The sequence below is a fragment of the Enterobacter cloacae complex sp. ECL352 genome, from assembly GCF_020149545.1.
Taxonomy (GTDB): Bacteria; Pseudomonadota; Gammaproteobacteria; order Enterobacterales; family Enterobacteriaceae; genus Enterobacter; species Enterobacter asburiae_B.
In genome coordinates, this window is the sequence record NZ_CP083709.1 from 1,876,003 (window position 1) to 1,898,534 (window position 22,532).

The following is a 22,532-nucleotide window of genomic DNA, read 5'->3' on the forward strand; positions in this document are numbered from 1 at the left end:
CAGCCCCCTCTCCCCTTTGGGGAGAGGGTCAGGAAATTACGCCGTGCCGCCCACCGTCAGGTTGTCCACCTTCAGCGTTGGCTGGCCCACGCCAACCGGCAGGCTCTGGCCCTCTTTACCGCAGACGCCCACGCCGTTATCCAGCTTCAGATCGTTACCGACCATGGAGATCTGCTGCATGGCTTCAATGCCGGAGCCAATCAGCGTCGCACCCTTCACCGCTTTGGTCACTTTGCCTTTCTCGATCAGATACGCTTCTGACGTGGAGAAAACAAACTTACCGGAGGTGATGTCCACCTGGCCGCCGCCAAAGTTTGGCGCAAAGATACCGTAATCGACGGATTCGATAATCTCCTGCGGCGTCGATTTGCCCGGCAGCATGTACGTGTTGGTCATGCGCGGCATCGGCAGATGCGCGTAAGATTCACGGCGTCCGTTGCCCGTCGGCGCGACGCCCATCAGGCGCGCATTGAGTTTGTCCTGCATGTAGCCTTTCAGCACGCCGTTTTCGATCAGCACATTGTACTGGCCTGGCGTACCTTCATCGTCGATAGCCACCGAGCCGCGACGATCGCGCATGGTGCCGTCATCCACAACGGTGCACAGCTCAGAGGAGACAAGCTGCCCGATCTGACCGCTGAACACGGACGTCCCGCGACGGTTAAAGTCGCCTTCCAGGCCGTGGCCTACGGCTTCGTGTAACAGTACGCCCGGCCAGCCGGCGCCCAGCACCACCGGGAATGAGCCCGCCGGCGCCGCGACGGCATTCAGATTCACCAGCGCCATGCGCACGGCTTCTTTCGCCCACGCGTCGGCGCGTGCTTCACCGTCAACGTCGCCCAGGAACCAGTCATAGCCGAAACGACCGCCGCCGCCGCTTGAGCCGCGCTCGCGTTTGCCGTCGTCATCGACCTGCACGCTGATAGAGAGGCGCACCAGCGGGCGAACGTCTGCCGCAAGGGTACCATCCGTTGCCGCAACCAGAATCAACTCATACACGCCGCTCAGGCTGGCTGAAACTTCCTGCACGCGTTTATCCGCCGCGCGGGCGACTTTGTCCACCCGACGCAGGATATCCAGCTTCTCTTCACGGCTCATGCTCTGCAGCGGATCGATGCTGGTATAAAGCGCTGAGTGCTGCACTTCTCCCAGGGTTTTCACGCGACCATCGCCGGTATCACGCACAATGGTACGTGCGGCCTGCGCGCTCTGCTCGAGTGCGGTGAGGCTAATCTGATCGGCATAGGCAAAACCGGTTTTCTCGCCGCTGACGGCACGGACGCCGACGCCCTGGTCAATGTTGTAGGAGCCATCTTTGATGATGCTGTCTTCTAAAACCCAGGATTCGTGATAGCTCGACTGGAAATAAAGGTCGCCGTAGTCGAGACGGCGTTCGGTCAGTTGACCAAGAATGGAGAACAGGTCCTGATGGCTCAGGCCGTTCGCTGCGAGCAAATGTTCACTTACCAGGTTCAGACTCATCGTATTGCTACTCGTTCGTTGCCGCCCGTGGCGGTATAAAGATCGTATTTATTGAGAGTGAGGCAATTACCTGCCCACGTCAAATCATTGCTGTGCATCTTTGCGCGGCTGGCGCAGCACCTCGTTAATCTGCGGTTTATCTACCGGACCGGTAATGCGGTAGCGCAGAATGGAGACCTTGCTCCACAGCGGCCCCAGCACTTTGCTGGCGGCAAACACTGCCGCACCGACAATCGGGTTCACCACAAAGGCCGCCGCCACGCCCACGCTCGCGGAAATTTCCGGCGCCACCACGGCTTCCATATCCAGCTCGCGACGCACGAGGTTAACGGAGCCTTTCATAGCGATATCCGCTTCCAGGCCATCCACCAGCGTGTCGTCCGTATGCAGAACGCCGTCCTTGATCCACGCCGTGCTGCGGATGGAATCGTAGTAGAAACCTTCGCTGAAGGTATCGCTGAAATCGAAGCGCAGCTTGCGCAGCAGCGCATCAAAACTCAGCAGGCGCAGGATCTGCCCGGCGCGCCCCGTGCTCACGTCGGCAATTTCACCTTTGCCGAAGCGGGTTTTCAGAATGCCGTTCAGCGAGGCCTCATCCGGCTTCCACGGGGCGTCACGCCAGTGAAGATCGTAATCGACGTCAAACGACGAGCCGCGCAGCGGCGTGCTGATTCCAAAGAAATTGGCTGCCGCATCCAGCTTGTTGCCTTTAATGTCGCCCTTCAGGGACGTTCGCTGCTCGCCCGGGTTGTTCACCCATTCCCCTGCGGCCGTCATGCGGCCAAAACCGGTATCAACCAGGCCGCCGGAGAGCGTAAGCGTGTTGGCCTGAATAGTGAAATCACCGTCAATACGGCCGTATTTCTGCCCCCACAGCCAGCACTCTGCACAGCGTAACTGGAGATCGGGCCAGCCGCTAAAATCGACGCGGGAGACATTACTCAGCGGCGACGCTTCTGCCGGTTTATCTTTCCCGCTCGCGGCGCTTGCCGGGTTGTAGTAGAGGTAGCGGATCGCCGCCTGCCACGGCGCGTGATTGCGCATGGTCAGCGTGCCGTTGATCTCCCTTCCCTGGGCCTCCACCTTCGTGCCGTTAGCGCCAGGCTGTGAAACCAGGCTCAGGTTGTTCCACTGCTGCCCGCCCAGCATCAGTGACGGCGTGCGTACGGTAATGGCTTGCGGGAACTGGGCGGTTTCATCAACGTTTTGCCCAACGCCTTTCTGGAACAGCGCCAGCCACTCTGCACCGTCCATCGGCGGGAGATTCAGCTCAATGCCCGCCTGCTCCGGCAGAGGCGGCGTGGAGCGGCTATCCGTTGTCCAGATGGCTTTGTCGAGGGTGAGCTTGCGGTTAAGCAGCCAGCGGCTGTTGAAGTGGTTTGTCCCGCCCGCGCTTCCGGTCAGCGCGAAGCTGTTCAGGTTGCCATCGACGTTCAGCTTTACCGGCAGCGGCTGTCCGGCCTGTTTATCCAGCGGCGCAGGCAGCTGGCTCTGAAGGTTTTTCAGATCGCCCGTGATGTCGACCTTATACTGGGCACCCGCGTGATAAGGCAGGTCGATTGCCACTTTACCCTGCCAGGCGACTGCGCCCTGCACTGACGCCTCAATGGGTTTCGGCAGGACCTCCATGCGCGCTGGCTGCCAGTTACCGTCCAGATTGACGGCTACCTGATAAGCCTTTTCACCCTCGGTGGTCGTGAAGTCGATATTAACGGGCTGATTAAACCAGCTGGCCGTAAGCGGCTCGCTCTTCAGGTTTCCGTTGTCAAAGCTGAACTGCCCGCTGAGATTTTTCAGCGTGCTATCAAGGGGTTTGATGAACAGGCTGTCGTTCTTAAGGCGGACGTCGCCTTTGGCGGTGGTCATCTCGCCGTCCAGCGGGATATCAAGATGTAAGCGAGCATTCACATCGCCATCAAGCTGTAGCTGCTGGAGCGTCGCCGCCAGCGAATCTTTCAGGGGCGTCTCCTCAAAGTACGGCCCCACCGCTTTGCCCGGGCCATTGATGTCGGCATCAATCAGCAGCTTCTCTTTGGAGTAATCCGGGATGTTGGCCGTCAGGTTGCTGGCCGTCACGCCGCCCAGCGCCACGCTGTCGGACTTCATCCATAGTCCGTCATTGAGGAAGTTGAGCTCGATATCCAGGTCTTTCAGCGCGGGCCAGCCGGGCTGGAACGCAAATGTCGCGTTATGCAGCGGCACCAGCACCTGGAACTGGCCTTCATTATGTTTGTACGGGAAAAGATGCGGGTTACCGCCGTACACCAGCGTGGCATTGTCCGCCTGACCGCCCTGAATCGCGCCGCTGAGATAGTCCACCAGGGCTTTTCCCATCAGGTTTTCCGGGAAGTAGCGCCAGGCCTGAGAGCCGTCATCGGTGCTGATCCCGGCCAGAATGCCCAGCCACGGCTCGTCACCTACAGGCTGCAGATAGCGGAAATCGCCGCGCGCGTGCACCGCTTTGGCTTTCACGTCGATATGGCGGCCATCAAGCTGGAAGCCCTTGTCGTTACGGAGCCAGTTAAGCACCGCGCTGCCCTGTTCGATTTCCAGCGGCGCGCGGAAGACCGTCTCGTAAGGCATTTTGGCATCGTGCATATCAACCGTTAGCCTGCCGTTTTCCACGCTGCCTTCCAGCTTGCCGCTAAAGTGCTCCGCCCCCGGCAGCAGCTTCCACTGCTTCCAGGCAAGATCTTTCCACGTTGCCTGGAAGCGGGTTTTTTCCGTCGCCTGGAGCGGGATATCCAGCGCCAGAGCGTCTATTCTCCCGCTCGGCTGCGTTGCCAGCCAGATCTCGCCCAGATCCGGAGAGAGTTTTGCCGCCATCGAGCGCAGGCCTTCAATGGCAGCCAAATCGAGGTTGCTGGCGCGGATGCGCAGCTCGTCGCTGCGTTTACTGGCCGTGCCGCCGACGTCCTGCTCCGGCATCCAGGCCAGCGTCAGCGCACCGCGCGGCCACGGCTTGCCGTCCATGGTGATGCGCGTATCCGGAATGGCAAACTGCCAGCCCTCTTTCTCCTGCGTCACGTGCGCGGTGAGGTTATCGACGGAAAGCTGATGCTGCTGTTTTTCGCCTTTCCAGCTGGCCCCCCCCTGCTTAAGCCAGATATCGCCGCTGGCAAATTCGCCTTTGGTCAGGGTCAGCCAGCCTTCAAGGCTGAAGCGGGCAGTCTCCAGCTGCATATTTTGCTGGAGCCAGTCGCCCAGCCACGGCTTCACGTCCACATCATCGGCCTGCAGCCAGACTTTGCCGTTGTTTAACAGGCCGTCATCGTCCCGCAGATCCATGCGCACCTGCATCACGCCGTGCTGGCCGTTCAGGCTTGAGAGATTGACCTGCCCCTCGGCGCGGTGACGTTCTTTACCGTTGAGCCATGTCAGCTGGGGGATCGCCAGTTCGGCGCGCTGGCCGGAGAGGGTAATGAAGCTCACTTCGCTGTCGCGCAGATCGAAGTGATCGAACTGACGGAGGAAAAGATCGCTGAAGCGGTTGGCTTCCAGACCCTGACCGCTATCGCCGCCGGACAGAGGCGTATTGGTCAGGAACTGGAGTTGATAAAAGGTGAGATCGCGAAACTGCCAGCGCAGATGCAGCAGGCTTTGCCAGACGTCCAGCGCCAGGGTCACGCGTTTGATTTTCAGGTGGCCGCCATCTTTGAGGCTGGCGTTGATATCCCGGACATCGAGCGTCGGGCCAAAATTCTGCCAGTTAGCGCTAATCTGGCTTACGTTCACCGGCACGCCGGTGGTGGATTCGATTTTAGCCAGCAGCTGCGGACGCCAGCTGTCCAGATGCGGTAATACGAGGCGTAGCCCGCTCACGAGCAACGCGACAATCACGACCAGCGTTGCCCCTGTAAGCAATAAAATCCCCGGCAATCGCCTCACGCATCTCTCCTTGTCAGCTTTCGTCACGCAGCGTACTGCGTCTTACATCATCACGACGTCAAACTGCTCCTGGTTATAGAGCGGTTCAATTTGTACTTTTACCTGTTTGCCGACAAAGATTTCCACTTCCGCCAGCGCGTGCGACTCTTCACCTTTCAGCGCTTCAGCCACCGCAGGGGAAGCATAGACCAGAAAACGATCGGAGTCGTAGGCATGATGGACACGAACGATTTCACGCATAATTTCGTAGCAGACGGTCTCAACCGTCTTTACCGTTCCGCGCCCATGGCAGGTTGGGCATTCATTACACAGCACATGCTCAACGCTCTCGCGGGTACGCTTACGCGTCATTTCCACCAGCCCCAGCTGCGAGAAGCCGTTAATGCTGGTTTTCACGCGGTCTTTGCTCAGCGCCTGCTCAAGCGAGTGCAGCACGCGGCGACGATGGTCTTCATTACTCATATCGATAAAGTCGATGATGATAATGCCGCCCAGATTGCGCAGACGAAGCTGGCGCGCAATCGCCTGCGTGGCTTCGATGTTGGTGTTGAAGATGGTGTCATCGAGGTTGCGATGGCCGACAAACGCGCCGGTGTTGATATCGACGGTGGTCATCGCTTCGGTCTGATCGATGATCAGATAGCCGCCTGACTTCAGCTCGACCTTACGCTCCAGCGCGCGCTGGATCTCGTTTTCGACATCATAGAGATCGAAGATCGGCTGACGCCCTGAATAATGCTCCAGCAGGCCAGGCATCTCCGGGATATATTCGGCGGTAAACTCCAGCAGCGCTTCATAGGTCAGACGCGAGTCCACGCGAATGCGGTCGAGCTGGGCATCAGCAAAGTCGCGCAGAACGCGCTGAGCAAGGGCCAGTTCACCGTAGAGCTGGTAGCGGGTCTGGTTGCGTTTTTTACGCTCCATCACCTTGGTCCAGACGCGCTTCAGATAAGCCGCATCCGACGCCAGGTCTTCTTCGCTGATCCCTTCCGCAGCGGTACGGATGATAAACCCGCCCTGTTCATCGCAGTAGGCGCTGACCACTTTCTTCAGACGCTCGCGCTCGGTTTCGCTCTCAATACGCTGCGAAACGCCCACGTGCGACGCGCCGGGCATAAACACCAGATAGCGGGAAGGTAAGGTGATGTCGGTGGTCAGACGGGCGCCTTTGGTACCGAGGGGGTCTTTCACCACCTGCACCATCAGATCCTGTCCCTGACGCACCAGTTCAGAAATATCGCGCACGGCAAACTGCTTTTGCTCTTCGCCCGCGACGCACTCAGTGTGCGGCATGATATCGGAGGCATGTAAAAATGCCGCCTTATCCAGTCCAATATCTACAAAAGCCGCCTGCATACCCGGTAGTACACGACTGACACGACCTTTGTAGATATTGCCTACTATTCCGCGCCGCGCTTCACGCTCAATATGAATTTCCTGAAGAATACCACCATCAATATAGGCCACACGGGTTTCCGATGGCGTTACGTTTACCAACAATTCAGCCGTCATAATTATCCCTTCCCTCACGCAGTGAGTTAAAATTGCTCAGCAACTCATACGTTTCCACCAGCGGTAAGCCGACTACGGCGTGATAGCTGCCATTAATCTTCCTGACAAAACAGCCACCCAGCCCCTGAATACCGTATGCACCTGCTTTATCCATTGGTTCACCGCTGGCAATATAAGCGGCGATGTCGTCGTCGGTAAGTACTCTGAACGTCACTTCGGTCACCACCAGGCAATCCAGCACGTGCTGGCGGTCAGCCAGGGCGACGGCCGTCATCACCTGATGCGTTTGTCCGGACATTTTGTGCAGCATGCGCGCCGCATGATCGGCATCGCGCGGTTTCTCAAGCACTTCACCGTTCAGAATCACGATGGTATCTGCTCCCAGCACGGGAAGATCGCGTGGCACACTGGCCACGCCCGCCTGCGCTTTCTCGCGCGCCAGGCGAGACACGTACTGTTGAGCGCTTTCGCCCTCAGCACGTTTTTCTTCAATGCCGGTAACGATGCGTTCAAAAGAGACGCCTAGCTGCGTCAGGAGTTCCTGACGGCGCGGGGAGCCGGAAGCGAGATACAAAGACGTCATAGAAACCTTTTATTGCACAGCAAACTGCTGGCGAACCTTACGCATCAGCAGGAATAACCAAGGCCAGAGCACACCGTTTACTACACTACTCCAGAACACTTCCGGTCGGAAAGAGACGTTGATCACTAAAAACTCTGCCCAGAAAACAACGATATCCGCAGCGAGCGACAATAGCATCACTACCAGGGCCTGTTGCCAGAGCGCAAGGTTACGAAAGAGCTGGAATTTGAGTGCGACGAGGTACGCAATAATGCTCATGGACAAGGCGCGCACGCCAAGCGTAGAGCCGCTAATGAGATCCAGTATGGCACCCATCACAAAACCTGTGCCGACATTTACGCGATGCGGCAGGGCAAGGATCCAGTAGAGTAAAATGAGTAATACCCAGTTTGGCCGGAAAACGAGAATGTCATCCGGCCAGGGCATCACTTGCAGTAACAGTGCAATGAGAAACGAGAGCCAGATGACCCAGCGTCCCTGGCTACGATAGCTTGCCACTACTGCCCTCCCGAAGAGAGTTTAGGCGGTGGCGGCGCATCCGGCAGCGGCTGCGTTAACCCGGTTGCCGGCGCCGGTACTGGCGCAGGCGGCCCCATGGAATCCGCAGGCGGGAGAACCTGCGGCATCATCTGCATCAGGCGCTCGTTCGCCACGCGATGCACCTCTTCAGGCGTCATCGGATTAGAACCGTTACGATCGGCGCCCCACAGCAGCAGCAGATAGCGCAGACGCTGCAAACCGGCGGTTGGACGGGCCTGAATCACGGTATAGGCACGCTGGGTGTCCAGCTTGACCGAAGAGACCACCGCAACCGGATAGCCTTCAGGGAAGCGTCCACCCAGGCCGGACGTCACCAGCACGTCGCCCACGCGAATATCCGTGTTAGCAGGCAGGTGTTCCAGCTGCAGGTCGTCCGTACAGCCGTTACCAGCCGCAATCACGCGGATGTCGTTGCGCAGAACCTGGATCGGCAGCGCATGCGTGGCATCGCAAATCAGCAGCACGCGGCTGGTCAGTTTAGCCACGGCAACAACCTGGCCCACAACGCCTTTATCGCTGATAACAGGCTGACCTTCATACACCCCGTTCACGCTCCCTTTGTCGATCACAACCTGATCGCTGTAGGGGTCGTTCACGGTGGAGATCACCTGCGTGACCATTTTCTGCTCATCCTGACGCAGCGGCGAGCCGAGCAGCTCACGCAGACGCGCGTTTTCCTGCTTGTATTGCCCCAGCATCAGCAGTTCACTGTTTTTCAGCAGCAGTTCCTGACGTAATGCCCGGTTTTCGAGTTCGAGTTGGTCGCGCGAAGACAGCGTTTGAGAAACGGAGTCGAGCAGTTCACGGGGACCATTTGAAACAAAGTAGAAAGGACTGACGGCGGTATCCATGTACGTTCTGATCTGGCTGAACGTACCGAGGCGGCTATCGGCAATAATGACCCCAAGCGCAACCAGAACCGCCAGAATAAGGCGAAACTGTAGCGATGGGCCACGGCTAAAAATTGGCTTCATAGGCTATGCGTATTCTCGCGTCAGAGAGAAAGGGTAGCAAATTGCTACCCTCTCAAACTCGACTACTCTTCGCTGAACAAATCGCCGCCGTGCATGTCGATCATTTCCAGCGCCTTGCCACCACCACGGGCGACGCAAGTCAGTGGATCTTCTGCAACTACGACAGGAATACCTGTCTCTTCCATTAACAGGCGGTCGAGGTTACGCAGCAGCGCACCACCACCGGTCAGAACCATACCGCGCTCGGAGATATCGGACGCCAGCTCTGGTGGACACTGTTCCAGCGCAACCATTACCGCGCTCACGATGCCCGTCAGTGGTTCCTGCAGAGCTTCCAGAATTTCGTTGGAGTTCAGGGTGAAACCGCGTGGAACACCTTCAGCCAGGTTACGGCCACGTACTTCGATCTCACGCACTTCATCGCCCGGATACGCAGAGCCGATTTCGTGTTTGATACGCTCTGCGGTGGCTTCACCAATCAGAGAGCCGTAGTTACGGCGCACATAATTAATGATGGCTTCATCGAAGCGGTCACCACCGATACGTACGGAAGAGGAGTACACCACGCCGTTCAGAGAGATAACGGCCACTTCAGTGGTACCACCACCGATATCCACCACCATAGAACCGGTAGCTTCGGAAACAGGCAGGCCCGCACCGATGGCCGCAGCCATTGGCTCTTCAATCAGGAACACTTCACGTGCACCTGCACCCTGGGCAGATTCACGGATTGCGCGACGCTCTACCTGGGTTGCGCCAACCGGCACACACACCAGAACACGCGGGCTTGGACGCATGAAGCTGTTGCTGTGAACCTGCTTGATGAAGTGCTGAAGCATTTTTTCAGTCACGAAGAAGTCGGCGATAACGCCGTCTTTCATTGGGCGAATGGCGGCGATGTTGCCAGGGGTACGACCCAGCATCTGCTTCGCGTCATGACCCACTGCAGCAACGCTTTTCGGCGAGCCTGCACGATCCTGACGAATGGCCACAACGGAAGGCTCATTCAATACGATGCCTTGTCCTTTTACATAAATAAGGGTATTCGCGGTACCCAGGTCAATGGACAGGTCATTGGAAAACATGCCACGAAATTTTTTCAACATACTAAGGGATAATCCTGAAAGCTGGGGCGGAAAACAAAATCCGCTTACTTTACCAACCACACGCAGCAGCGACAAGGCGCAAAAATCATCTGCAACGGTGAAAATTTGTGCAGTACGTTTCCTGATGTTACAAAATCATCCCCTGATTCCCTCAGGGCTGAGTAAACAGTAGCGTTCCCCACTGACGTTTGTAACCCGTTACAGGTCGTTCACTGGCTTTTTGCTCGACATACTCAAAGCTACAGGCGCGATATTCTACGTGAAAACAGCGTAAACGGCAGGTCAAACAGAGTATCTTTGCAAATATTTTTTCACGTTGGTGTCAAGCGGTTGAGAGGCAGCAAAAAAATCCCCCTGACCGCCCATCACGCCGCGCGCTGTTAACATCTGCCATTCGCTTCTGGAGCGCACGCCCGTGGCGAATACTTGTGTTCGCGTACCCTTGCACGCTTCTACCAGACTCTGTACCAGCAGCTGGTTTTCCGTACGCTTCTCAATATTCCTTACCAGCCCCGGATGTAGCTTTAATAACTCCACATCCAGCTCCTTGATCCAGTTGGTGCTGACCAGCGTTAAACCTGCCTGCGTCACAGCGATACGAGCACCGAGCGCATTGATCAAACGTACCACCGGACGTAACCGGCTGATGTGTTGACCTACATCGGCCTCAGCAAGTTCAAAAATAATGTGTTTACGTTGCGATTTTTCGCATTGCATTAACGTATCACGTAGCCAGCGCTGAAAACGTGGGCGTATTAACGACTCCACGGTGACCTGTAACGCCAGGTTTTCTTCAGGCCAGAAGGATAAAAACGGAATCAGTCGGGTAATTTGCTGGCGGTCATACTCTTCGGACAGGCCAAATTGCAGCACCATCGGCAGATATTCCGCAGATATAACCTCTTCGATACCGTCAAAAATACGACACATCAGTTCACGGTGATGAACGTTGCCGTTTTTCATGACCGCGGGTTTTTGATAAATACGTGGCCCGCCGCGGCTAAGCATTTGCTCAATCAGCGTGCGCCAGCGCACGTTGCCGCGCCCTTTTTCCGGCAGCGAGTCATCGTAAACCGCCCATCCGTTGGCCCCCTGCAACACGGCGTTGCGGGTAGCGGCTTCCGCGTGCTCCATCACCTGTTCAGTCGATTGTCCGCCACGCCAGGCGCAGATCCCCATGTGGACCATATCGTCCCTGTCGAGCATTTTGCTCTGCGGCAGCGCATCTACCGCCTTCAGCAGCTGGCTGGCGATGCTTTCGGATTCCTTCAGCGTACGATGAGGCAACAGCACGGCAAAGTCGCTGCGGTGATAGCGGGCCAGCAGCGCGCCCGGGTAGCGCATAATAAAGGTGGAGAGCAGGTTGATCAGCGTAAAGAGGTTTTCTTCCGCGGCACGCTGTCCCCAGGTGTCGCGCAGGAGATCGAAATCGGGCAGGCGAATCATCATCACCACCCCGTGTGTCCCCACTTTTTCTGAATCGTCGAGCAGCGTGGCGAGCTGATTATCAAAGAAAAGACGGTTGTTAAGGCCAGTTTTATTATCCTGCGCCGCATAAGAGCGGATCAGCGTATCCATACGGCTGCGCTGGTCGCTGGCAAACTGGATTTCGGAGAGCAGGGTATCGAGCGCGCTGCTGGCGCGTGACGGCCACTCGTGGACAGAGCCACGCACCTGCGGGCCGCGTTCACCGTTCAGGATACGTACGGATCGCATCTCCAGCAGCTCCTGACCGGAAAGCTGGCGGCGCAGCCAGCGGACCGCGAGAAAGATCAGCAGGACGATAAACGCAACAGCGATGGTGAGCGGTGCGGTGGTCATCATGGAACGGAAATAGCTGGCCATCGGATCGAGGTAGACCATGTGTATGGTCATCCCCGGATTTTTAAGGGAATGCACCGTCACTTCCCGATACTGGCTTACCACGCCCGCGGGGCGATAGCTTCCCGGTCGTTCATGGCTTAAAACACGATGATTTCCCTGCAGAATGTCGATCTGAACGATATCAACAGGTACCATCAACTCATCAAGCTCACGGGAGAGCGCCGGTAGGGGCGTCGTCAGCAGACGCGTATCAATCACCGAGGCAACAGACTGTACCCGGTTGACCAGCTTGTCCTGAATGGCGGTGTAAAAACTCAGGGAACAGCCCAGAAGCGTGACAAAAATGGTAAGCCCCGTCAGCAAGGTGATAAAAGCTGAGAACTTCGTCGTTAATCGCATCCTTGAGATTACTCCGTGGGTTGATGGGGTAGCGAGTAAGCGCTAACTTGCATTTCAAATGCGGCATACTACCAAATCGGGCGTATCTGGCAATTTATTGCGTTAAATCGGCACTGCGTTTCCCTGAGCGAGTATAGTCTTCAGAAATTATTTTCCAATCATCTGAGTCGTGAGGACCCCGTATGCAGGCTTTGATCTTAGAACAGCAGGACGGCAAAACGCTTGCCTCAGTGCAGGCGGTTGAAGAGAGTCGCCTGCCGGAAGGCGACGTAACCGTCGACATCGACTGGTCCAGTTTAAATTATAAAGATGCGCTGGCTATTACCGGTAAGGGTAAAATCATCCGAAATTTCCCTATGGTGCCGGGGATCGATTTCGCTGGCCGGGTTCATACCAGCGAGGATCCGCGCTTCCATCCAGGCCAGCAAGTACTGCTCACCGGCTGGGGCGTGGGTGAAAATCACTGGGGTGGGCTGGCAACGCAGGCGCGCGTGAAGGGCGACTGGCTGGTGCCTGTGCCGAAAGGCATGGATGGCCGCAAGGCGATGATCGTCGGCACGGCAGGCTTTACCGCCATGCTGTGCGTGATGGCGCTGGAAGATGCGGGTATTCTCCCTGAGTCAGGGGAAATTGTCGTCACCGGCGCGAGCGGAGGCGTGGGCAGCACGGCAGTCACGCTGCTCCACAAGCTGGGCTATCAGGTCGCTGCGGTTTCCGGCCGAGAAAGCACCCATGACTATCTGCGCCAGCTCGGCGCCAGCCGCATTCTCAGCCGCGACGAATTTGCCGAAACCCGTCCGCTGGAAAAACAGGTTTGGGCTGGGGCGGTGGATACCGTCGGTGATAAGGTGCTGGCAAAAGTCCTGGCGCAGATGAACTACGGCGGATGCGTGGCAGCCTGCGGTCTGGCGGGCGGATTTGCCCTGCCAACCACCGTGATGCCATTTATTCTGCGTAACGTACGCCTGCAGGGTGTGGATTCCGTAATGACCCCGCCGGCCCGTCGTCATGAAGCCTGGGAACGGCTGGTGCGCGATCTGCCGGAATCTTTCTATACCCAGAGCGCAACGGAGATAACCCTCAGCCAGGCGCCGGAATACGCCAGTAAGATCATGGACAACCAGTTCCACGGCCGCGCGCTGGTGAAAATCGCCTAATCTTCAAATTTTCGTGACATATTCGCGCGAATCCCTCTCCTCCGTCATGCTTAGAAAAACGCATGACGGAGGATGCCATGAAAAACCGAAAACTGACGGAAGCCGACGTAACGTCTGAGTCTGTCTTTATGTTACAGCGCCGCCAGATCCTGAAAATGCTTGGCATCAGCGCCACAGCCCTGACGCTCTCTCCCGCGGCACACGCCGACCTGCTCGACTGGTTTAAAGGCAACGATCGGCCAAAAGCCCCATCCGGCGCCCCGCTCACCTTTACGAAACCGGCCGAATGGCAAAACAAGCTGACGCTCACGCCGGAAGATAAAGTTACCGGCTACAACAACTTCTACGAATTTGGTCTCGATAAGGCCGATCCTGCCGCCAACGCGGGGAGCCTCAAAACCGATCCGTGGACGCTGAAAATTGATGGCGAAGTGGCGAAACCCCTGACGCTGGATCACCACGATCTTACTACCCGTTTCCCGCTCGAAGAGCGTATCTATCGCATGCGCTGCGTGGAGGCGTGGTCGATGGTGGTGCCCTGGGTCGGCTTCCCGCTGCATAAACTGCTGGCGATGGTTGAGCCCACCAGCAATGCAAAATATGTCGCTTTCCAGACGCGCTATGCGCCGGACGAGATGCCCGGGCAGAAAGATCGGTTTATCGGCGGCGGGCTTGAATATCCGTATGTGGAAGGGCTACGTCTCGACGAAGCTATGCACCCCCTCACCCTGCTGACCGTTGGCGTATATGGCAAAGCGCTTCCGCCGCAGAACGGTGCCCCTATCCGTTTAACCGTACCGTGGAAATATGGTTTCAAAGGGATTAAATCTATCGTCAGCATTAAGCTTACCCGCGAACGTCCGCCAACCACCTGGAATCTGGCGGCTCCGGACGAATACGGCTTCTTCGCCAACGTTAACCCGCACGTGGATCATCCGCGCTGGTCGCAGGCAACCGAGCGGTTTATCGGTTCCGGCGGTGCGCTGGACGTGAAGCGCCAGCCGACGCTGCTGTTTAACGGCTATGCGGATGAAGTGGCCTCGCTTTACCGTGGTCTCAACTTACGGGAGAATTTCTGAGTGCGTTTAACGGCAAAACAGATTACCTGGCTGAAAGTGCTGCTGCACCTGGCCGGGATGCTTCCTTTTATATGGCTGTTCTGGGCCGCAAGCCAGGGGCTCTTTAGCGCAGACCCGGCGAAGGATATCCAGCATTTTACCGGTCGGATGGCTCTGAAATTTTTGCTGGCCACCTTGCTCGTCTCGCCGCTGGCGCGCTACGCTAAACAGCCCTTATTGATACGCACCCGTCGCCTGTTAGGGCTATGGTGTTTTGCCTGGGCGACGCTGCACCTCACCAGCTACGCCCTGCTGGAACTGGGAATTAACAATCTGGCGCTGCTTGGCCGCGAACTGGTGACACGTCCTTATCTGACGCTGGGTATCGTGAGCTGGGTGGTTTTACTGGCGTTAGCGCTGACATCCACGCAATATGCGCAGCGAAAACTGGGCAGGCGCTGGCAGCTTCTGCATAACTTCGTCTATCTTGTCGCGATCCTCGCTCCCATTCATTACCTGTGGTCGGTGAAGATCCTCTCGCCGCAGCCAATCCTTTATGCACTGGCGGCCGTGGCGCTTTTGGCATGGCGTTACAAGAAGTTCCGCCAGTGGTTGCGATAGTTCGCGAAACTGTGCGTTTTCCCGCAGATTACCCGTCAACCGCAAATCTTTTTCGGATAGCGGTTGATAATCTTCCCTGATAAGACCAGTATTTAGCTGCTAAATGCTACGAAATCGTTATAATGTGCGACCTTGGTTCGCCTGACAGCGGTTTTAAGCCTCTGAAAAGGTGACATTTGCGTTTCGAAGGTATATTTTGTTTTTTACCCGAAAATCGCAGGAGATAGCGGCATAATGACTGATAAATTCCATATCTTAGTTTTGAACGGACCGAACCTGAACATGCTCGGCACCCGTGAGCCAGAGAAGTACGGCACGCTAACATTGAGTGAAATTGTTAACCGTCTGGGAACGGAAGCAGCGTCACTGAATGTGGATTTGGATCATTTTCAGTCGAATGCGGAGTACGCACTCATCGACCGTATTCATCAGGCTAAAGACAATGTGGACTATATCCTGATCAATCCGGCCGCGTTTACGCACACCAGTGTTGCTATCCGCGACGCACTGCTCGCGGTGAGTATCCCGTTTATCGAGATCCACCTGAGTAATGTGCACGCCCGAGAGCCGTTCCGTCACCATTCGTATCTGTCAGATATCGCTGCTGGCGTTATCTGTGGACTGGGCGCAGACGGCTATTCATACGCTTTACAGACAGCGGTAAAACGCTTGTCACAATCACACTAAACAAGAGTACGGAACCCACTCATGGATATTCGTAAGATTAAAAAACTGATCGAGCTGGTTGAAGAATCAGGCATCTCCGAACTGGAAATTTCTGAAGGCGAAGAGTCTGTACGCATCAGCCGTGCAGCCCCAGCCGCTAGCTTCCCGGTAATGCAGCAAGCTTATGCTGCGCCAGTGCAGCAGCCTGCGCTCTCTGCAGCCGTTGCGCCAGCAGCTGAAGCCGCACCTGCCGCTGCAGCAGAAATCAGTGGTCACATCGTACGTTCCCCAATGGTTGGTACTTTCTACCGCACCCCGAGCCCGGACGCGAAGGCGTTCATCGAAGTGGGTCAGAAAGTCAACGTAGGCGATACCCTGTGCATCGTTGAAGCGATGAAAATGATGAACCAGATCGAAGCAGACAAATCAGGTACTGTTAAAGCGATTCTGGTCGAAAGTGGTCAGCCGGTTGAATTTGACGAGCCGCTGGTCGTCATCGAGTAACGAGGCGTACATGCTGGATAAAATTGTTATCGCCAACCGCGGCGAGATCGCACTGCGTATTCTTCGTGCCTGTAAAGAACTGGGCATCAAGACCGTCGCTGTGCACTCAAGCGCGGATCGCGATTTAAAACACGTATTGCTGGCGGATGAGACGGTCTGTATTGGCCCGGCTCCGTCCGTAAAAAGCTATCTGAACATCCCGGCTATCATCAGCGCCGCTGAAATCACCGGCGCGGTGGCAATTCATCCGGGTTACGGCTTCCTCTCTGAGAACGCCAACTTTGCTGAGCAGGTTGAACGCTCTGGCTTCATCTTCATCGGCCCGAAAGCCGACACCATCCGCCTGATGGGCGACAAAGTGTCTGCAATCACCGCGATGAAAAAAGCCGGTGTTCCAACCGTACCAGGCTCTGACGGCCCTCTGACCGACGACATGGATGCTAACCGTGCTCATGCTAAACGCATTGGCTATCCGGTTATCATCAAGGCGTCCGGCGGCGGCGGCGGTCGCGGTATGCGCGTTGTGCGCAGCGATGCTGAACTGGCGCAGTCCATCTCCATGACCAAAGCAGAAGCGAAAGCCGCTTTCAGCAATGACATGGTGTACATGGAAAAATACCTGGAAAACCCACGCCACATCGAAATTCAGGTGCTGGCTGACGGTCAGGGTAACGCGATCTATCTGGCAGAACGTGACTGCTCCATGCAGCGTCGTCACCAGAAAGTGGTCGAAGAAGCACCAGCACCGGGCATTACCCCGGAACTGCGTCGCTACATCGGCGAGCGTTGCTCCAAAGCGTGTGTCGATATCGGCTATCGCGGTGCAGGTACCTTTGAGTTCCTGTTCGAAAACGGCGAGTTCTATTTCATCGAAATGAACACCCGTATTCAGGTTGAACACCCGGTTACCGAAATGATCACCGGCGTTGACCTGATCAAAGAACAGTTGCGTATCGCTGCAGGCCAGCCGCTGTCCATCAAGCAGGAAGAAGTTGTGGTGAAAGGCCATGCGGTAGAGTGCCGTATCAACGCCGAAGACCCGAACACCTTCCTGCCAAGCCCGGGTAAAATCACGCGTTTCCACGCGCCGGGTGGCTTTGGTGTGCGCTGGGAGTCTCATATCTACGCCGGTTACACCGTACCGCCGTACTATGACTCAATGATCGGCAAGCTTATCTGCTACGGCGAAAACCGTGACGTGGCGATTGCCCGCATGAAAAACGCCCTGCAGGAGCTGATCATCGACGGTATCAAAACCAACGTTGATCTGCAGATGCGTATCATGAGCGACGAGCACTTCCAGAATGGTGGAACTAACATCCACTATCTGGAGAAAAAACTCGGTCTGAACGAGAAGTAAGAAACCTGTGTTGCTAAAAGGCCGGATTATCCGGCCTTTTTTATTTCTGGGGCCTGGAAAGCCTCATCATGTACAATCCCCGCTTTCTTCATCCACAAGGGACAAAAAATGGACAAACGTTTTGTTCAGGCCCATAAAGAAGCGCGCTGGGCGCTGTGGCTGACCCTTCTCTATCTCGCAGCATGGTTAGTAACTGCTTACTTACCTGACTCCGCTATTGGCATCACTGGCCTGCCGCACTGGTTCGAAATGGCGTGTCTGCTGGTACCGCTGGTCTTCATCCTGCTGTGCTGGGCAATGGTGAAATTCATCTATCGCGATATTCCGCTGGAGGACGATGATGCAGCTTGAAGTCATTCTGCCGCTTATCGCTTACTTGTTAGTGGTGTTTGGTTTATCCGTTTACGCCATGCGTAAAAGAACGACGGGCACCTTCCTGAACGAGTATTTTCTGGGCAGCCGCTCGATGGGCGGCGTCGTGCTGGCCATGACGCTGACCGCGACCTACATCAGCGCCAGTTCGTTTATCGGCGGACCCGGTGCGGCCTATAAATACGGGTTAGGCTGGGTGCTGCTGGCGATGATCCAGCTTCCTGCCGTCTGGCTCTCGCTGGGCATACTGGGTAAAAAATTTGCCATTCTGGCGCGCCGTTATAATGCCGTGACGCTCAACGATATGCTGTTTGCCCGCTATCAGAGCCGTTTACTGGTGTGGCTGGCCAGCTTAAGCCTGCTGGTGGCCTTTATTGGCGCAATGACGGTACAGTTTATCGGCGGGGCACGCCTGCTGGAAACGGCAGCGGGTATTCCCTACGAGACAGGCTTGATCATCTTCGGAGTCAGCATTGCGCTGTATACCGCGTTTGGCGGATTCCGCGCCAGCGTGCTGAACGATACGATGCAGGGCATGGTTATGCTTATCGGCACTCTTGTCCTGCTGGTCGGCATCGTCCACGCCGCGGGCGGCCTGAGCCATGCGGTTGAAACGCTCGAGACGATCGATCCAAAACTGGTTTCGCCGCAGGGCGCGGATGACATCCTTTCGCCAACCTTTATGACCTCGTTCTGGGTGTTGGTGTGCTTTGGGGTGATTGGCCTGCCGCATACCGCCGTACGCTGTATCTCTTACAAAGACAGCAAAGCCGTGCACAGAGGTATCATTATCGGCACTATCGTGGTTGCGATCCTGATGTTTGGTATGCACCTGGCGGGCGCGTTAGGTCGGGCAGTTATTCCTGACCTTACCGTACCCGATCTGGTTATCCCAACCCTGATGGTTAAAGTGCTGCCGCCATTTGCCGCCGGGATCTTCCTCGCCGCACCGATGGCCGCCATTATGTCGACCATCAACGCTCAGCTGCTGCAAAGTTCCGCTACGATCATAAAAGATCTCTATTTGAACCTGCGTCCTGAGCAGGCAGAGAATGAACGGCGCCTGAAGCGCATGTCGGCCGTTATTACTTTGGTGTTAGGGGCATTGCTGCTGTTAGCCGCGTGGCGCCCGCCAGAGATGATCATCTGGCTGAACCTGCTGGCATTTGGTGGGCTTGAAGCGGTATTCCTGTGGCCGCTGGTGTTAGGGCTCTACTGGGAGCGCGCGAATGCCGCCGGTGCGCTGAGCGCGATGATTGTCGGCGGCGTGCTTTACGCCGTCCTCGCAACGTTTAAGATTCAGTACCTGGGCTTCCATCCAATTGTGCCTTCGTTACTGCTAAGTTTACTGGCGTTTGTGGTGGGGAACCGTTTCGGTCAGCCCGTCCCACAACCCGCTATGATTTCTACTGATAAATAAAGAGTTTTGCCATGCCGTGGATCCAACTAAAACTGAACACAACCGGCGCGAACGCCGAAGAGCTGAGCGATGCGCTGATGGAGGCCGGTTCGGTCTCTATCACCTTCCAGGACACGCATGACACGCCGGTCTTTGAGCCGCTGCCGGGCGAAACCCGCCTGTGGGGTGATACCGACGTTATTGGCCTGTTTGATGCCGAAACCGATATGAAAGAGGTTGTCGCGATTCTGGAGAATCATCCTCTGCTGGGCGCGGGTTTCGTGCATAAAATCGAACAGCTGGAAGACAAAGACTGGGAACGCGAGTGGATGGATAACTTCCACCCGATGCAGTTCGGCAAACGTCTGTGGATCTGCCCGAGCTGGCGCGATGTCCCTGATGAAAGCGCAGTCAACGTGATGCTCGACCCGGGTCTGGCGTTTGGTACCGGTACTCACCCAACCACGTCTCTGTGCCTGCAGTGGCTGGATGGTCTGGATCTGGACGGTAAGACAGTGATCGACTTCGGCTGCGGATCCGGGATCCTCGCGATTGCAGCCCTGAAGCTGGGCGCGGCAAAAGCCATCGGGATCGATATCGATCCGCAGGCGATTCAGGCCAGCCGCGATAATGCCGAGCGTAACGGCGTCTCCGATCGTCTGGAGCTGTATCTGCCGGATGCTCAGCCAGAAGCCATGAAAGCCGATGTGGTGGTCGCTAACATTCTGGCGGGCCCACTGCGCGAACTGGCTCCGTTAATCAGCGTGCTGCCCGTTGAGGGCGGTCTGCTGGGGCTTTCCGGTATCCTGGCAAGCCAGGCCGACAGCGTGTGTGAAGCCTACGCCGATCTCTTTGCCCTCGACCCGGTGGTGGAAAAAGAAGAGTGGTGCCGCATCACCGGCCGTAAAAAATAAGAATCTGGCGTGGTCATCTGACCACGCCTCTCACCCTCTGATAATCCTCTCTCCCCCGTTCATTCTTCGGTAAAATAACCCTACAAATCATGTTGATTTGTATTACAAAAATTCACCGGAAGAATATGATGACACACGTTACAGGCAAGGCAGCGCTGCTGGCGCTGAGCATGATTTCGGCTTCAGCATTTGCATCACACTGGAGCTATGAAGGGGAAGGTTCACCGCAACACTGGGGCGAGATGGACGAGGCATATAAGACCTGTCAAAGCGGTATGAACCAGTCTCCTGTTAATATTGATTCGACCACTAACGCCCATCTCTCCCCGCTACAAACCCACTACGTTGATGGCCCTGTTACACTGACGAACAATGGCCATACCATTCAGGCAGGTGAACAGGCGAACACCCGCGATACCCTTACTCTCGATAAGCAAACCTGGACGTTACAGCAGTTCCATTTCCACGCGCCGAGCGAAAACACCGTACATGGCAAGAGATACGCGATGGAAATGCATCTGGTTCATAAAAATGCCAGTGGGGAACTGACGGTGGTGGCGGTCATGTTTGATAAAGGGGCCGCAAACCCGGAGCTTGAAAAACTGTGGCGCGTTATGCCTCAGCAGGCCGAGCAGAACGTCTCCATCAAACAGGATCTCAACCTGAACAAACTGCTGCCAAAAAATAAAACGTACTGGCGCTTTAGCGGTTCACTGACCACTCCACCGTGTTCAGAAGGCGTTACCTGGATTGTACTTAAACAGCCCCTGACGGTTTCTGCAGAACAACTTGCCAGATTCACCCGGACAATGCATCACGATAATAACCGTCCGGTACAGTCGCTGCATGGGCGCGTCGTGGTCGAATAACAGGCATTTTTCGCATGACGATCATGTTCTAAAATGCGACGCAGATCGCAAAGAAGAAGGGAAATCTGCTGTTAAAAACAGCAGATTATCCCGCTTCAGCGACGCATTTATTCAGAAATGATGAGAAGTTACGGGAAATTGTAAGCGCCCATAAAATAACCATTATCATATAACTTAATGATTTAAATAATGAATAATTTTTAACGAGAAGATTGGGCGGCGATTCCTTGATCTACAACAGTGGATTGTTCAAAGTTTGGCCTTTCATCTCGTGCAAAAAATGCGTAATATACGCCGCCTTGCAGTCACAGTATGGTCATTTCTTAACTCATGCGCATCGGACACCACCAGCTTAGAAATCGCCTGATCGCAGCCCCAATGGCAGGTATTACAGACCGGCCGTTCAGGACGCTGTGCTACGAGATGGGAGCCGGTTTAACCGTATCCGAGATGATGTCGTCTAACCCGCAGGTTTGGGAAAGCGATAAATCCCGCCTTCGGATGGTGCACGTTGATGAACCAGGTATTCGCACCGTGCAAATTGCCGGAAGCGTGCCTGAAGAGATGGCAGATGCCGCGCGGATTAACGTGGAAAGTGGTGCCCAGATTATTGATATCAATATGGGGTGCCCGGCCAAAAAGGTGAATCGCAAGCTTGCAGGTTCAGCCCTTCTGCAATACCCCGACCAGGTGAAAGCTATCCTGACGGCGGTTGTCAGCGCGGTGGACGTTCCTGTTACGTTGAAGATTCGCACGGGTTGGTCGCCGGAACACCGTAACTGTGTAGAGATTGCCCAACTGGCCGAAGACTGTGGCATTCAGGCCCTGACCATCCATGGACGCACTCGCGCCTGTTTGTTCAACGGTGAAGCTGAATACGACAGCATTCGGGCAGTTAAGCAGAAAGTTTCCATTCCGATTATCGCGAATGGCGACATAACTGACCCGCTTAAAGCCAGGGCTGTACTCGACTATACGGGAGCTGATGCTCTGATGATAGGACGTGCAGCTCAGGGAAGACCCTGGATCTTCCGGGAAATCCAGCATTATCTGGACACTGGGGAGCTGCTTGCCCCGCTGCCTTTGGCAGAGGTTAAGCGCTTGCTTTGTTCGCATGTTCGGGAACTGCATGACCACTACGGTCAGGCAAAAGGGTACCGAATTGCGCGTAAACACGTCTCCTGGTATCTCCAGGAGCACGCTCCAGATGACCAGTTTCGGCGCACATTCAACGCCATAGAGGATGCCAGCGTACAGCTGGAGGCGTTGGAGGCATACTTCGAAAATCTTGCGTAATGAAATAA

At 55.9% G+C, this 22,532-nt stretch carries 19 protein-coding genes; 11 read left to right on the plus strand and 8 right to left on the minus strand.

All coding sequences use genetic code 11. The features are described 5' to 3' along the window. Positions 1–36: 36 nt before the first annotated feature. The 8 genes from tldD to csrD form a co-directional block, all read right to left on the minus strand. The gene (gene tldD / locus LBF07_RS09190; RefSeq protein ID WP_029740073.1) at positions 37–1,482 is read right to left on the minus strand and encodes a metalloprotease TldD; all 1,446 of its coding nucleotides are present in this window, start codon (positions 1,480–1,482) and stop codon (positions 37–39) included. 84 nt (positions 1,483–1,566) lie between these two features. Continuing rightward, a complete protein-coding gene (gene yhdP / locus LBF07_RS09195; RefSeq protein WP_094934481.1) occupies positions 1,567–5,370 on the minus strand; it encodes an AsmA2 domain-containing protein YhdP in 3,804 nt (1,267 codons plus the stop codon). A gap of 42 nt (positions 5,371–5,412) precedes the next feature. Next, positions 5,413–6,882, minus strand: coding sequence for a ribonuclease G (rng, locus tag LBF07_RS09200; protein ID WP_010436156.1), 1,470 nt, complete (start codon positions 6,880–6,882; stop codon positions 5,413–5,415). Continuing rightward, on the minus strand, positions 6,872–7,465 hold the full coding sequence (locus LBF07_RS09205) for a nucleoside triphosphate pyrophosphatase (RefSeq protein WP_023309398.1): 594 nt from the start codon (positions 7,463–7,465) through the stop codon (positions 6,872–6,874). Before LBF07_RS09205 ends, rng begins: the two co-directional genes overlap by 11 nt. Positions 7,466–7,474: 9 nt before the next feature. Next, a complete protein-coding gene (gene mreD, locus LBF07_RS09210) occupies positions 7,475–7,963 on the minus strand; it encodes a rod shape-determining protein MreD (protein ID WP_023309399.1) in 489 nt (162 codons plus the stop codon). Further along, positions 7,963–8,979 (minus strand): rod shape-determining protein MreC, encoded by a 1,017-nt coding sequence (gene mreC, locus LBF07_RS09215; RefSeq protein WP_033146767.1) that lies wholly within the window; start codon positions 8,977–8,979, stop codon positions 7,963–7,965. Before mreC ends, mreD begins: the two co-directional genes overlap by 1 nt. 62 nt (positions 8,980–9,041) lie before the next feature. Next, positions 9,042–10,085, minus strand: a complete 1,044-nt coding sequence (mreB, locus tag LBF07_RS09220; RefSeq protein WP_000913396.1) for a rod shape-determining protein MreB — start codon at positions 10,083–10,085, stop codon at positions 9,042–9,044. A gap of 282 nt (positions 10,086–10,367) precedes the next feature. After that, the gene (csrD, locus tag LBF07_RS09225) at positions 10,368–12,308 is read right to left on the minus strand and encodes an RNase E specificity factor CsrD (protein ID WP_094934482.1); all 1,941 of its coding nucleotides are present in this window, start codon (positions 12,306–12,308) and stop codon (positions 10,368–10,370) included. Positions 12,309–12,490: 182 nt separating this feature from the next. Between csrD and LBF07_RS09230 the strand changes: the two genes are divergently transcribed. The 11 genes from LBF07_RS09230 to dusB all read left to right on the plus strand — a co-directional run bounded on the left by LBF07_RS09230 (position 12,491) and on the right by dusB (position 22,524). Next, a complete protein-coding gene (locus LBF07_RS09230; protein ID WP_094934483.1) occupies positions 12,491–13,465 on the plus strand; it encodes an MDR family oxidoreductase in 975 nt (324 codons plus the stop codon). 77 nt (positions 13,466–13,542) lie between these two features. After that, positions 13,543–14,544 carry a protein-methionine-sulfoxide reductase catalytic subunit MsrP gene (msrP, locus tag LBF07_RS09235; RefSeq protein WP_032659657.1) on the plus strand — a complete coding sequence of 334 codons (1,002 nt, stop codon included), beginning with the start codon at positions 13,543–13,545 and terminating at the stop codon, positions 14,542–14,544. Further along, complete coding sequence (gene msrQ / locus LBF07_RS09240; protein WP_094934484.1) at positions 14,545–15,144, plus strand: protein-methionine-sulfoxide reductase heme-binding subunit MsrQ; 600 nt, start codon at positions 14,545–14,547, stop codon at positions 15,142–15,144. It begins immediately after the preceding gene. A gap of 234 nt (positions 15,145–15,378) precedes the next feature. Beyond that, the gene (gene aroQ, locus LBF07_RS09245; RefSeq protein ID WP_023309405.1) at positions 15,379–15,831 is read left to right on the plus strand and encodes a type II 3-dehydroquinate dehydratase; all 453 of its coding nucleotides are present in this window, start codon (positions 15,379–15,381) and stop codon (positions 15,829–15,831) included. A gap of 21 nt (positions 15,832–15,852) precedes the next feature. Further along, on the plus strand, positions 15,853–16,314 hold the full coding sequence (gene accB / locus LBF07_RS09250) for an acetyl-CoA carboxylase biotin carboxyl carrier protein (RefSeq protein ID WP_010436174.1): 462 nt from the start codon (positions 15,853–15,855) through the stop codon (positions 16,312–16,314). Positions 16,315–16,324: 10 nt separating this feature from the next. Beyond that, the gene (accC, locus tag LBF07_RS09255; RefSeq protein ID WP_023333644.1) at positions 16,325–17,674 is read left to right on the plus strand and encodes an acetyl-CoA carboxylase biotin carboxylase subunit; all 1,350 of its coding nucleotides are present in this window, start codon (positions 16,325–16,327) and stop codon (positions 17,672–17,674) included. A 108-nt stretch (positions 17,675–17,782) separates the two neighbouring features. Continuing rightward, complete coding sequence (locus tag LBF07_RS09260) at positions 17,783–18,025, plus strand: YhdT family protein (RefSeq protein WP_006178860.1); 243 nt, start codon at positions 17,783–17,785, stop codon at positions 18,023–18,025. Then, entirely contained in the window at positions 18,015–19,466 is a 1,452-nt protein-coding gene (gene panF / locus LBF07_RS09265) for a sodium/pantothenate symporter (protein WP_048981157.1), read from the plus strand. The genes LBF07_RS09260 and panF overlap by 11 nt, the downstream gene beginning before the upstream one ends. An 11-nt stretch (positions 19,467–19,477) precedes the next feature. Continuing rightward, the gene (prmA, locus tag LBF07_RS09270) at positions 19,478–20,359 is read left to right on the plus strand and encodes a 50S ribosomal protein L11 methyltransferase (protein WP_039260393.1); all 882 of its coding nucleotides are present in this window, start codon (positions 19,478–19,480) and stop codon (positions 20,357–20,359) included. A 128-nt stretch (positions 20,360–20,487) separates the two neighbouring features. Next, positions 20,488–21,228, plus strand: coding sequence for a carbonic anhydrase (locus LBF07_RS09275; RefSeq protein ID WP_033146772.1), 741 nt, complete (start codon positions 20,488–20,490; stop codon positions 21,226–21,228). A 330-nt stretch (positions 21,229–21,558) separates the two neighbouring features. Continuing rightward, positions 21,559–22,524: a tRNA dihydrouridine synthase DusB gene (gene dusB / locus LBF07_RS09280; protein ID WP_023309409.1), complete on the plus strand. Its 966-nt coding sequence runs from the start codon at positions 21,559–21,561 to the stop codon at positions 22,522–22,524. Positions 22,525–22,532: the final 8 nt, after the last annotated feature.